The sequence below is a fragment of the Streptomyces sp. NPDC051976 genome (assembly GCF_040680795.1).
Lineage (GTDB): Bacteria > Actinomycetota > Actinomycetes > Streptomycetales > Streptomycetaceae > Actinacidiphila.
This window is the reverse complement of the sequence record NZ_JBFAXL010000113.1, coordinates 1-12,225: the sequence shown is the minus strand read 5'-3', so window position 1 is coordinate 12,225 and position 12,225 is coordinate 1. Positions and strand designations below refer to the sequence as shown.

The following is a 12,225-nucleotide window of genomic DNA, read 5'->3' as shown; positions in this document are numbered from 1 at the left end:
AAGCCTGAAGAACTCCCATCATCGCAGGTCACAAGGCACTTTCTCGTTCCAAGAAGAGTTATCCACAGACATCGAATCGGTGGATCAAGGCTAAGGGCGTCGAACTGCGCCTGGACGGCTCCGAAGTGCGAGTGCGGCGTCCGAAGGCGGGCAGGCCGGGCCGCCGAGCGTTCGTCTCCGGCAAGATACGGCAGAACACCAAGAAGGCCACCGTCATCACCGACGACAAGGGCCGCACCCTGTGGACGGGCGCTATCCGACCCGGCCGGATGCGCGATCAAACGGCGGTGAAGACCGTAGGTATCGAGGCCCTCTTCGAGCAGTACCCGCAGGTCAACGCCCCGAGTTGACGCCGGATACCGGGGACTGGCCAAACGGTTCCCCACCCAGGTCCAGGCCCCGCCGAAGAAGCCTGGCAAGGACGCCTCGGCCGAGGAGATCACAGCATGGGAGGCGGCGCGCAAACAGCAGTCCTCCGAGCGGATTTGTGTCGAGCACGCCAATGCCGAGCACAAGCAGTGGCGGCCTCTCCAGCGGTACCTCGGATGCCGCGAGTACTACGACCAGACTCGCCTGGCCATCGCCGGCCTCGTCTCCGACCGCACCGCCGAGCGGTAAACCACCCACCAGCCAACCCGCCAGGCCACCACGACCCCACCTCAGTCGTGCACGGCGCCGTAAGTAAATACTCGACCAGACCCCGCACGTGACGCGCCGAGCCGGTCCTCCGCCCGTGGATTCATAGGTGCAGGGCACGGAGTCCCGTCTTGATCATCTAATGCTCCGTCAAAGTTGACAACGCCTACCGGCCCGGCCGCATCGGAGAGTACGCGGACCCATCACCTCCTTCGCCAGCGTGCGCACCAGCTGGGCGGTCAGTTTCTCGCCGGGCAGGCTGGTGTGCTGGCGTTCGGCGGCTTGGATGGCGATCTCGGCGGGTCGGTCCGGGCGGACGACGTGACGGTTACGCAGCCAGGTCTCCAGCCGCCTGCTGCCGATCCGGCGAATGGCGGCCGGAGTCTGGTCGCCGGTCAGCAAGGTGAGCGGGCCCGCGTTGGTCACATCCAACGCCCGATCCAGGCCGGGGAAAACGCCGGTGCGCTGGGCTCGGAGACGGTTGACCGTGCGGGTGCGGTCGGCGACAAGGTCCATGCGCCGACCCGTGAGGATCTTCAGGTCGGTGTGAGCTGCTCGTCGGGGCGTAAGGGGTGCAGGTCGCGGCGGACGCGAACCTGATCGGCAATGACGGTGGCATCCTTGGCGTCTGTTTTGCCCTGGCCGCGGTAGGTCTCGGAGGCCCGGCCGGAGATGTAGTGCACCAGCTGGTCGTGGTTGAGGAGGATCGCGATGGCCAGGGCGGCCCCGCCGACGGCCAGATCAACACCCCAGGTCACGTGGTCGCCGAGAGCCAGGACATCGGCGAGGAGTTGGAGCAGTTCGGGCTCGTCGTTGACGATGCGGCGTGACAGCAGCCGGCGGCCGCTGTCGTCGATCGCAACGCAGTGGTGGTGGGTTTTTCCGGCGTCGATGCCGGCCCAGATCGCTGCCATGTGGCCCCTCCGTGCGGTGTGCTGCTGATGCCTCCCACGGACGACCGCGCTGTCGATTCCCTACAGAGCGATCATTCGCAATTCCTAACCTGCGTGTTTCATTTGGCGCGGCGTCCGGATTTTGATCGGAAACGCGAAAGTGTCTTCTGACCCGAAATGCCGGTGATTTAGCGTGTTGTTGCAGGTCAAGTGGGGTGCTTGGTGACTTTCAGCGTGTAGTGGACGTTACTGGGAGTGCGGGGCTGGTCGCGCTTTCTGACCTCGAAGGTGTTCTTGCACGGCGGCCACCACGGCGGCGGGCGTCCCGCGCGTGAACGGTTTGTCCCCTGATCCCGCCATTTCCGTCCGAGCCAAGGAGTCCCGCATGCGCAAATCCGCCATCGTCCTCGTCGCGGGGGCCGTGGTCGCCGGCGTCGCCGCCGGAGCGATCCGCTTCGTCCTCGTCCCGAGCCAGGAGCAGGTCCAGTCGAGCACATCCCAGGTGGAGCACTATGCCGGGACGGCCTCGTTCCTGGACCAGACCGCCGTCGCCTCCGGGGGCCCGGCGCACGCCTTCGCCACGGACGTGCCCTTCACCGCAGACGAGGCTTACAAGACGGTGTCGCTGCACGGCGGGACCGCGGTGATGTCGGACACGACGACCACGACCGGTCCGGCCTCCGCGGTCGTCGGCAGCGGCAGCTCGGTCTGGGCGGTGGACCGCAAGACCCTGCTGCAGGCCACGCCGCCGGCGGGCTCCAACGCGCAGGCGCACCAAGGCCTGGTGGTCGGCTTCGCCTTCGGCCCGGAGAAGAAGGACTACCCGTGGTGGGACTCCGCCACGGAGTCGCAGGCCACGGCCAAGTACTCCGGCAGCGAGCAGCACGCGGGCGTCTCGACCTACGTCTACAAGGTCGACGCCAAGGGCCCGGCCAAGGAGCAGTCGATCGTCGCCAAGCTGCCGACCTCGATCCCGCAACTGGTGCTCAAGGGCCTGGCGCAGCAGCTTGGCGGGGCGCACGCCGCGGCCCTGGCGCTCGTCCTGCCCAAGGACGGCTCCGACGTGGCGCTGACCTACGTCGCGGAGACGACGACCAAGACCTGGATCGAGCAGACCACCGGCGAGACCATCGAGTCGCAGCAGACCGAGACGGTCACCGCGGCGATGAAGACCCCGGTGGGCGAGGTGCCGCTGACGTCGGTACTGACGGTCAAGCTGAACTCCACCCCGGCCGGGGTCGCGGCGGACGCGAAGAAGGCCAAGGACGACGACAGCAAGCTGATGTGGCTTGGCACCGTGCTGCCGGCAGCCCTCGGCGTGCTGACGCTGCTCCTGCTTGTCCTCGCGGTCCTGACCGGGCGGCGCAAGCCGCCCACCGCCGCGGCCGAGAGCGCCGCGGCCGAGGAGTCGGAGTACTCGACCTCCTCCTGACGTCCCGCGATGGCGCAGCACACGACAGCAGGACATAGATGGCGATACGAGTACGGGCGGCTCCTAGCGCCACCTGCTTGGTAAGTGGTTCGGTGGTGCTGCTGGTCACGATGTGGTCGCGGGGGAGTGTCGCAGTGTGCGCATGCGTGAGGTCTCGTTAGGTGAGTCGTCGACCAAGATGACTGCCACCACACCGGAGACCTCGGATGCGGACGGTACCTGCCGGCGCCCGTTTCGATCTCACCGATGCCCAGTGGACGGCGTTGTTGGCGGTGGGCCGTAAGTCCGGGCGGTGATCGTGACCGGGTTGCAGGTCCGGGACGATGCGGCCGGGCTGATCGGCTGGGATGTGTCGGTGGCTTTCACGATCGTGCGAGCCCATTAGCACGCCGCGGGTGCCCTGCGGGATCCGATGGCGCAGGTCGAACCGGCTTACGGTGAGCCAGCCGACCACGGTCTGGGCCGGGCGCGCGGTGGCTGGACCACGAAGCAGCACCTGGCCTGCGAGAAGGGGCAGAAGCTGATGTCGCTGGTGCTCACCGCCGGGCATCGCGGCGACAGTCCGCAGTTCGCGGCAGGTCCTGGGCGATAAGGCCTGCGGCTCGCGGGCGCTGGGCGCCAGTTTGGCCCAGAACCAAAATTCATTGGTCACTTGACCGGAAATGCTGGTCGGATGACCAGTCGCCTGCGTATGCTTCAGCTACCTTCTCCGACGACGAGCCCAAGCAGAGGTGGCCCATGTCGAATAGCACGCGCACGGGGAGCCCAACGCCGCAGCGGTCGGCCTCGCCACCGGGCGAGCAGGCTGCCGCTCGAAAGGTCCTCTCGACCCGCCGCGTCGTGTTCCTCGTCATCGCCGCCGCAGCGCCCATGGCCGCGATCGCCGGAAACGAGCCGCTCGCGCTAGTGCGCGGGAACGGGATCTCGCTCCCCGCGGCGTACGTCGTCGCAGCGGCGGTTCTGCTGTGCTTCGCGGCGGGCTACGCGGCGATGAGCAAGCGGGTCGCGGGGGGCGGCGCGTTCTATCTCTTCGCCGCGCGAGCGCTCGGCAAGCGCGTCGGCATCGCCACCGCGTACGTGGCGACCTTGGGCTATCTAGCCTCGTCCGTCGGTATGGCTGCCGTCTTCGGGTACTTCACATCGCTCGTGCTTGCGCAGGTCGGCGTACATGTGGCATGGGGTGTGTTCACCGCGGTCGGCGTGGTAGTGGTCGCCGGGTTCGGCTTCCGCAGCGCCGATGTCTCAGCGCGCTTCCTCGGCGTTCTGATGGTGCTCGAATTCGCGGTCCTGCTCGTGCTGGACGTGTTCGTCGTGGGGAACAAGGGCGGCGGCGCGTTCCCGGCGCAGTCCTTTTCCCCTGCGCAAGTCCTGGGTGGCTCGCTCAGCGTGGGCCTGGTCTTCGCGTTCGTCAGCTTCGTCGGGTTCGAGTCCGCAGCCCTGTATGGGGAGGAGACGCGGGATCCGGCCCGCACGATTCCCCGGGTGCTCTTCATATCGGTCAGCGTGATCGCGGTGTTCTACGTGCTGACTGCGTGGATCGTCATCGGCGGTGCTGGTGGTACGGCGGCACCGGCCCGGGCCCGCCAGGATCTCGGCGAACTCGTCTTCACCCTCGCTCAGCAGTACAGCGGCGCCGCCCTGCAGGACGCGGCCGCGGTGCTGCTGTGCACGAGCGTGCTGGCCTCGTGGATCGCGCTGCACAACGCGGCAAGCCGCTACCTGTTTGTTCTCGGCTGGGAGCAGGTCGCCCCTCGCGCTCTCGGTCGATACCACGCGGCGCACCGCAGCCCGCACATCGCCAGTGCGGTCGTCACCGTGGTCACCATCGTCGTTGTCGGCGGGATGGGGATGGCCGGGGCCGATCCGTACCAGGTGATCGCGGCGGCGATCATCGGCATGGGCACTCTCTCGATCGTCCTCGTGCAGGCCACCACCGCACTTGCCGTCGCCGTCTTCTTCTGGAGACGCACCGACCGCCCGTTCTTCTCGGGCGTGATCGCTCCTGGTGCCGGTGTGCTCGGCCTCGGTACGGCGTTCACTCTCGCATCGATCCACTACGGGGCGCTCACTGGATCGACCAACCCGTGCGTGAACGCCGTGCCGGCCCTCATCGTCGTGACCGCGGTAGCCGGGTTCGCCGCGGCCGACCGATTGCGCCGCCGCCGTCCCCTGGCCTACGCGCATCTCGCCGAGACAGCCGACCGGCATCGGCCCGATACCCGCACGCCGGACCAGCGCCCGGCCTACAGCCGGAGGTATTGCGTCGTTGGTGCCGGGCCCTCCGGGATGGTCATGGCCAGGTCGCTGTTGCGCGAGGGTGTCCCGTTCGATTGGTACGAGCGCAATCCGGACTTCGGCGGGATCTGGGACATCGAGTTCGACGGCAGCCCGATGTACCAGAGTTGTCATTTCATCAGCTCGAAGTACACCAGCGGCTTCTATGGCGCGCCGATGCCGACTGAGTTCCCCGACTACCCTCGCTGGCGGCAGATCCGCGACTACGTCCGCGACACCGCCCGCAAGTACGACCTCTATCGGCACGTGCGGTTCAACACCGAGGTCATCTCAGCCGAACCCATTCCCGGTGACCGCTGGCGCGTCGTCCTGAGCGACGGCACGGTGAACGAGTACGACGGACTGATCTGCTGCCCCGGCGTCACCTGGCATCCCAATGCGGTCACGTTGACCGGCCAGGACGTCTTCTGCGGCCCGGTCCGACACTCGGTGACCTTCCGTGACGGCCTGGAACTGCGTGGCAAGAAGGTGCTGATCGTCGGGGCGGGCAATTCAGGAGTCGACATCGCATGTGACGCCGCTCGGAACGCCGAACAGGCGTACCTGTCGGTGCGCCGCGGATACCGCTTCGTACCCAAGCACATCGCGGGCCTTCCGACCGACGCACTGTTGACCGGGAAGCTCGAGCCGCCGAAGGGGGTGGTGATGTCCAGCGACGTCAACGGAATGCTCGACGCCATGGTCGGCGATCTCACCAGGTACGGCCTGCCGGCGCCCGACCACGACGCCCTCTCCAGCCACCCGATCATGAACACCCAGGTGCTTCACCACCTGGCGCACGGCGACCTGATCGCCAAGCCGGACGTCGATCACCTCACCAAGACAGGTGTCGTATTCCGGGACGGCAGCGAAGTTGAGATCGACGAGATCATCCTCGCCACCGGCTACGACTACAAGATGCCCTTCCTCGACCCCGAACTGCTCACCTGGAAGCAGGGCCATCCGCAGCTCTACATGAACATCTTCTCCCGCGAACTCGACTCGCTCTACGTGCTCGGCTTCGTCGAATTCTCCGACGCCGCCTACAAGCGGTTCGATGAGATGGCACAACTGATCGTGATCGATATCAACGCGCGGGAAACCGGCCTGCACAAGGAGGAGTTGACCGAGCTCAAGCGAACCGACACGCCAGATCTGCGCGGCGGCGTCCAGTACGTCGACAGCGCTCGCCACACCAACTACGTCGAACGCACGACGTACATGGCCTACCTCGCCAAGCTGCGCGACCGGTTTGGCTGGTTCGACATCGACGAGCACACCTACGACAGCTTGCTCCAACCCTTGCCCGACGCCGGCACATCGGCACCGCGTGCCGCCCAGGAGGGCACCCATGTCTAGCCAGCGCAAACTCGCCTTGGTCACCGGAGCAGCGGGAGGCATCGGCGAAGCCGTCTGCGGCCGCCTCGCCAAACAGGGCTACACCCTCATCTGCGTCGAACGCGACGAGGAGCTCGCGGACAAAGCCGCCACCGCGGCCGAAGCCCCTGCGATACCAGTCGCCTGCGACCTGTCCGACCGCGACGCGGTCCAAGAGCTCGCCGAGCGCATCGAGCACGAATGGTCCGCAGAGCTCGCCTTGGTCTATCTCAACGCGGGAATCATCATCCCCACCGACGTCGTCGACACCACGACCAAGCAGTTGCGACTGCAACTCGACGTCATGCTCGGCTCGGTGAGCGAGCTGGCCGCGAGCGCGGCGCGCGTCTTCATGGCCAACGGAAACGGCCACATCATCGCGACCGTCTCGACCGGCGGAATCCTCGCGCTGCCCGGCTCGGCCGCCTACTCCGCGGCCAAGGCCGGACTTCGCGCCTACCTCACCGCACTCAGCGCCGAGTTGCGCGGAACTGGCGTGGCCGTCAGCGGCATCTACCCAAGCGCCGTCGACACTCCGATGCTGATGCACGAAGCCACCCACGGCGGCAGCCTGCTCAACTTCTTCGGCAAGGTCAGCACAGTCGAGGACGTCGCGGACGTCTTCGAACGTGCACAGCACAAGCGACGCCTCGAGCACTATCTGCCCTACAGCGATTCGATTCTCGTGCGCTTCCTGGAAAGCTTCCCCTGGCTCATCGCTCCGCTGCTTGGCCCAGCCAACACCATCGGCCTGCGTGGCAGGCGCAGGTACCTGCGCCGCAAGGGGCTGAACCCGGATGATTATCGGTGAGTCAGGGCGAGCCGCTGGCACAGCGTTGAAGACGCAAAGGGTCGGGGCCTCCCCCCGAGTGGTGGACACCTTGACTCCGGCCCCGGTGGGGGTCGGGAGAGGGTGACCATCTATGGTGATGAAGGTCTATTCGCCCGAGTTCAAGGCCGACGCCGTCGCGCTGTTCCACTCGGATCCGGATCTCACGATCGCGCAGACTGCGCGTGACCTGGGGATCAACGCGGAGACCCTGCGGAACTGGATCCGCGCCGACCGCGCCCGCGGCGGCAGCACCACCGGCTTGACCAGGAAGAACGTGACCAGCACCACCCCGGCCGCCGAGGCCGACGATGAGCTCGCAGCGAGGATCAAGGCACTGGAGGCCGAGCTGAGGGCCGTCCGCAAGGAGAACGCCACCTTGGCCACCGAACGGGACATCCTGCGCAAGGCGACGAAGTTTTTCGCCTCAGAGATGACCTGGTGACGAGCCGCTTCCAGTTCATCGAGGACCACTGCGAGACCTACCCGGTCAAGCGGCTCTGCCAGGTTCTGGACGTCGTCCGCTCCAGCTTCTACAAGTGGCGCGAGGGCAGGACTGCCCGCGCCGCGCGGGAGCGCGCGGACGCCGCCCTGGCGACGAAGATCAAGGCCGTCCACGCCGAGTCGGACGGCACCTACGGCTCCCCGCGAGTAACGGCCGAGCTCCGCGACACCGCCGGCATGCAGATCAACGAGAAGAAGGTCGCCCGCGTGATGCGCAAGTTCAACATCGTCGGCGTGCACCTGCGTAAGAAGGTCCGCACCACGGTCCCGGAGCCGTCGAACACTGTGGTGCCGGACCTGTTCAAGCGCGACTTCACCGCCGCCGAGCCGGGCGTGAAGTACATGGGCGATATAACCTATCTGCCGATCGGGGACGGCGAGTTCCTGTATCTGGCGACCGTCCTGGACTGCTTCAGCCGCCGGGTGGTGGGCTGGTCCATCGCCGACCATATGCGCACCGAACTCGTCGCCGACGCCCTCAAGCACGCCGCGGCCACCCGCGGCCACCTGGCCGCAGCCGTGTTCCACAGCGATCACGGAGCCCAGTACACCTCGAAGGAATTCACCGACCTGTGCACGGAGTTGGGCGTCACGCAGTCCATGGGCGCCGTCGGCACGAGCGCGGACAACGCCGCCTGTGAGAGCTTCCACGCCTCCATTAAGCGCGAGACCCTCCAAGGCGCCCGCCGCTACGACGGACCCCGCGCCTGCCGCCTCAAGGTATTCCGCTGGATCGCCCGCTACAACACCTGGCGACGCCACAAGAAGAACGGCCAGCTGAGCCCCGTCGCATACGAGGCACAGCACTCAGCTACGCTCACACTTGCCGCATAAGCACACGAACCGGTGTCCACTTCTCGGGGGGAACCCCCGTCTGGTCGCCGGACTTCGCGGTGCGCGGTCGGCCGGTAGTGGCGCCGGCCCGCCGGAGGAGGTTCACGGTGCCGGCCTCCTCCGACGGGCTGCGCGGTCAATCTCCGACGTCATCGCAGCGGCAGTCCCGCCTCGCTCGGCTGGGCCGTGCGTCCTGTGCGCGCAGCCGTGTGAGCCGCGTCGGGGTGGGGGCTTCGTATGAGTGTGAATACCCGTACCGACCCGGTCGCGACCGTGCCGATAGCGGCATGACGAACGTGTACCCGAGTCGCCGGAACGTGTTCACGGCCCCGCTGGCCATTCCAGCGTTCTCCGGCCGAACAGGCGCGAGGTCAGGACCCGCTACGGGCGGATTCACGAGGACGATCCCGAAGGCGGCACCCCGACGGCGGCGCCGTTAAGCAGGAGCGCGTCGGCCCTCACGCCGGACGAAGGCGGGCCTGCGCAAGAGCCGCAGATCGATGGGCGGGGCCCCCACGTGCAGGGCTTGATCAAGTTCCGTAGGCGTCCGGATTGTTGGTGATGCCCAGGATGGGGAGTGCTCGCCCTGGCTCGTCGCGGATCGCTCGGGTGGTCTTGGTGATGTTGTCGGCTCCGAGGGTTTTCAGCACGCCGATCGCGAGGTTGCGGAGGGCCGCCATGGCCCGTGGTGAGGTCCCGGCGTGGACGGTGGAGGCGTCCTCGGCGAGGGTGACATCCCCGATGTGGTGCGAGGAGTTGTACGAGTCGGCCAGGGGCGCGGTTCCGCCGTTTCCGGCGGGCGTTTCCCCTGACCGCTCGCCCGAACCCGGCGTGCCAGTTTCCCGGCACCGGGCTCTCCACGAGTCCCTCAGGCGGTGGCCTGGGCTGGTCGCGCGGACCACGGGGTGGGGATGGTGTTGCCCCGGTAGAGGTATCGCTGGATGGGTACCTTCGCGGGGTTGAACAAGTCCACGCCGTCGGCGGTGAAGCCCCACCGGTTGCGGGGGTTGCCGTAGGTGCGGACGATCCATCTCCAGTTCCTGCGCCGGTGGCGTCGGCGGAGCCACTTCCACACTCGGTGCCACAGGTAGTGTTCCAGCTCACTGAAAGTGATCTTGGATGCGCCGTGGCGGAAGTAGGCGGTCCAGCCCCGCAGGGCCTGTCCCAGGAGGATGAAGACCGTGCGGGGGTCGGTGTTCGTTGTCTGTCGTCCGGTCAGCGCCTTGATCTTGGACTTGACCGATTTCACGGCTTTGTCGCTGGGATAGGTGTAGACCAGGCGGCGGCTGGAGCCCCACTGGGTGTGGCGCTGGATGTGCCAGCCCAGGAAGTCGAAGCCGTCGTCTATGTGGACGGTTCGGGTCTTGTCCTCGGCGAGGCGCAGCCCGATGGTGGCAGCTGTGCCTGCGACTTCCTCGCGGAGCGCTTCAGCGTGCTCCCGGGTGCCGAACACCATCACGGCGAGGTCGTCGGCGTACCGGACGAGCCGATAGGTCGCGCCTCCTTCGCGGCGGTGGCGGCGCCGGTGCCATTCCTTGGAAAGGCTTCGTCGCTTCGCATCGAAGTGCTCGTCGATCACGCCCAGGGCGATGTTCGCGAGCAGCGGGGACAGGATTCCGCCTTGCGGTGTGCCCGACACGGTGTCCCGCAGGGTGCCTTCCCCTGTCAGGATTCCTGCGTGCAGGAAGGACTTGACCAGCCGGAGGACCCGCCTGTCGCCGACGCGTCGGCGCACTCGGTCCATGAGGGCCGTGTGGTCGATCTCGTCGAAGCAGGCGGCGATGTCGGTCTCGAACACCCATACATATCCCGAGCGGGCATGGTGGATGATGTCCTCGATCGCGTCCTGCGCTCGCCTGCCGGGCCTGAAGCCGTAGCTGGACGAGCTGAACCCGGGCTCGAAGATCGGTTCGAGCACCAGTTTCAGGCTGGCCTGCACCACGCGGTCCCGCGCGGTCGGGATGCCCAGGCGGCGCATCTTCCCGTTGGATTTCGGGATCATGCGCTCGGCCACGGGCAGGGGGACGAACGTCCGCGCCTTCAAGTCGGCACGGATCTGGTCGAGGAACCCGAGCACTCCACGCTCGGACGCCTCGATCCCCGGAGCGGTCCAGCCGTCGATACCGGCTGTCCGCGCTCCCTTGTTCGTCCTGACCCGGCGCCATGCTTCGAGCAGGAACGCCGGATCTGCCACAAGGTTGAACAGATCATCGAACACGCGGCCAGGGCCGGCCATTGCCCGATCGTGCAGCTTGGACTGAATCCGCAGTACCCGCGAGGCTGCCGCATAAGCGGCAGCCTCTGGAACGCCGGGGTTCCCCGGCGTATCTCCTGCCATTTCCTCTCCTCGTCTACTTGACTCGCTGCGGCCCTTCCCCATGCGGACGGCGTTACCGTCCTCGGAGTACTACGGCCGCTCCGTCCCACGCAGGGCCCGACAGCGGACAGCGCGCCTGCCACCCGTCTCCCGGCCGGGAAACGGGGAAGGCAGACCCTGCGTGGTTCCCATGTTCACTTCGTTCCGGTTCTCACGGGAGGGACCCGGCTATACCCCGGCGGTCTCCGTCGCGCCCGCAGACACACGCAACGGCCTGCCCGCCAGAGCTGGTTGCCGTGGCGGACGGGAGCCTGCTTGTCGAAACAGCCCGGCTCGCACCGCAGTCCCGCCCCATATCCACCAGGTTTGAGAGCGGTTCTGGCTAACGAGGCGTCAAGCACCGGTTCCTCTCGTATCCCTTCGTGAGTCGCTGGCCGGACCCGCACGGTCTGGCAGTACCCGCACGTCCCGACGGTGTCAGGGCCGCTTGCCACCGCCACGCCCACGCTTCCTACGGCATGACGGCTGCCCTCTGCTTCACCCGGCTGCTGCGACAACCGGGCGCCGGGGGTCTCTCACCCCCGTCCGGAAACGAAGCGCCTCATGGCGCACCTCCACTGCCCAGTGCCCGCGAATCGCGGCGGCCAGGTCGGCGGGGCCGGCTTGGTGGGCGTCGAGGCTGGTGACGGCGTAGACGCTTTCACGGGTCTCGCATGTGCCGGTCTGCTTGCGGCGGCGGTGGATGCGAATGGCCAGGGCCGCGTGGGGAAAGGCGATTCCGCCGAGTTCGTCGGCGATCCCGCAGGTCTTGATTGAGCGGGACTCACGCCGACCGTGCCCGGTCCCGGAGGCGGTGTGTGGGACGGCGATGTCCCGCCACGGCAGGGCCGCGAGCTGACGGTGGGCGTTGGCACGGAGTCGAAGTAGGGGCGCAGGTCGGCGATCCGGCCGGTGTCCAGCGGCCCCAGTTTCATCAACACGGCAGGGACGGGAGAGGATGCAGCAGCAGGCATGGGCCACCTCGTGATCATCTGGCTTAGCCTTGATCCACCGATTCGATGTCTGTGGATAACTCTTCTTGGAACGAGAAAGTGCCTTGTGACCTGCGATGATGGGAGTTCTTCAGGCT

Annotated in this window: 7 protein-coding genes and 2 pseudogenes; 6 read left to right on the top strand and 3 right to left on the bottom strand. The window is 67.1% G+C overall.

The annotated features are described in order from the left end of the window. Nucleotides 1-131 precede the first annotated feature (131 nt). Nucleotides 132-350, top strand: a complete 219-nt coding sequence (locus AB0M29_RS44190) for a hypothetical protein (protein WP_365393292.1) — start codon at nucleotides 132-134, stop codon at nucleotides 348-350. A 487-nt stretch (nucleotides 351-837) separates the two neighbouring features. On the opposite strand, the pseudogene AB0M29_RS44185 reads toward AB0M29_RS44190, so the two are convergent. Next, nucleotides 838-1,550 (bottom strand): annotated as a pseudogene (locus tag AB0M29_RS44185) (IS110 family transposase); the annotation flags it as partial. 364 nt (nucleotides 1,551-1,914) lie between these two features. Between AB0M29_RS44185 and AB0M29_RS44180 the strand changes: the two are divergent. The 5 genes and pseudogenes from AB0M29_RS44180 to AB0M29_RS44160 all read left to right on the top strand — a co-directional run bounded on the left by AB0M29_RS44180 (nucleotide 1,915) and on the right by AB0M29_RS44160 (nucleotide 8,779). Then, the gene (locus tag AB0M29_RS44180) at nucleotides 1,915-2,961 is read left to right on the top strand and encodes a porin PorA family protein (RefSeq protein WP_365393289.1); all 1,047 of its coding nucleotides are present in this window, start codon (nucleotides 1,915-1,917) and stop codon (nucleotides 2,959-2,961) included. A 457-nt stretch (nucleotides 2,962-3,418) separates the two neighbouring features. Beyond that, a pseudogene (locus tag AB0M29_RS44175) lies at nucleotides 3,419-3,532 on the top strand (IS5/IS1182 family transposase); the annotation flags it as partial. A gap of 167 nt (nucleotides 3,533-3,699) precedes the next feature. Then, nucleotides 3,700-6,594 carry an amino acid permease gene (locus AB0M29_RS44170; RefSeq protein ID WP_365393286.1) on the top strand — a complete coding sequence of 965 codons (2,895 nt, stop codon included), beginning with the start codon at nucleotides 3,700-3,702 and terminating at the stop codon, nucleotides 6,592-6,594. Beyond that, nucleotides 6,587-7,423, top strand: a complete 837-nt coding sequence (locus AB0M29_RS44165) for an SDR family oxidoreductase (protein WP_365393283.1) — start codon at nucleotides 6,587-6,589, stop codon at nucleotides 7,421-7,423. The genes AB0M29_RS44170 and AB0M29_RS44165 overlap by 8 nt, the downstream gene beginning before the upstream one ends. Before the next feature lie 112 nt (nucleotides 7,424-7,535). Continuing rightward, nucleotides 7,536-8,779, top strand: a protein-coding gene (locus AB0M29_RS44160; protein WP_365393280.1) for an IS3 family transposase whose coding sequence is annotated in 2 segments (ribosomal slippage) — nucleotides 7,536-7,869 and nucleotides 7,869-8,779 — 1,245 coding nt in all. Because the reading frame shifts where the segments join, the coding sequence is not laid out codon by codon here. A 530-nt stretch (nucleotides 8,780-9,309) separates the two neighbouring features. Here AB0M29_RS44160 and AB0M29_RS44155 read toward each other — a convergent pair. After that, nucleotides 9,310-9,459 (bottom strand): hypothetical protein, encoded by a 150-nt coding sequence (locus AB0M29_RS44155; protein ID WP_365393277.1) that lies wholly within the window; start codon nucleotides 9,457-9,459, stop codon nucleotides 9,310-9,312. A gap of 188 nt (nucleotides 9,460-9,647) precedes the next feature. After that, nucleotides 9,648-11,117, bottom strand: a complete 1,470-nt coding sequence (gene ltrA / locus AB0M29_RS44150; protein ID WP_365393274.1) for a group II intron reverse transcriptase/maturase — start codon at nucleotides 11,115-11,117, stop codon at nucleotides 9,648-9,650. Nucleotides 11,118-12,225 lie beyond the last annotated feature (1,108 nt).

Bases quoted from the DNA above. Each gene is read 5' to 3' on its own strand.
- AB0M29_RS44180 (WP_365393289.1), top strand. From the start codon at position 1,915: ATGCGCAAATCCGCCATCGTCCTCGTCGCGGGGGCCGTGGTCGCCGGC.
- AB0M29_RS44170 (WP_365393286.1), top strand. From the start codon at position 3,700: ATGTCGAATAGCACGCGCACGGGGAGCCCAACGCCGCAGCGGTCGGCC.
- AB0M29_RS44165 (WP_365393283.1), top strand. From the start codon at position 6,587: ATGTCTAGCCAGCGCAAACTCGCCTTGGTCACCGGAGCAGCGGGAGGC.
- AB0M29_RS44155 (WP_365393277.1), bottom strand. From the start codon at position 9,459: ATGGCGGCCCTCCGCAACCTCGCGATCGGCGTGCTGAAAACCCTCGGA.
- ltrA (WP_365393274.1), bottom strand. From the start codon at position 11,117: ATGGCAGGAGATACGCCGGGGAACCCCGGCGTTCCAGAGGCTGCCGCT.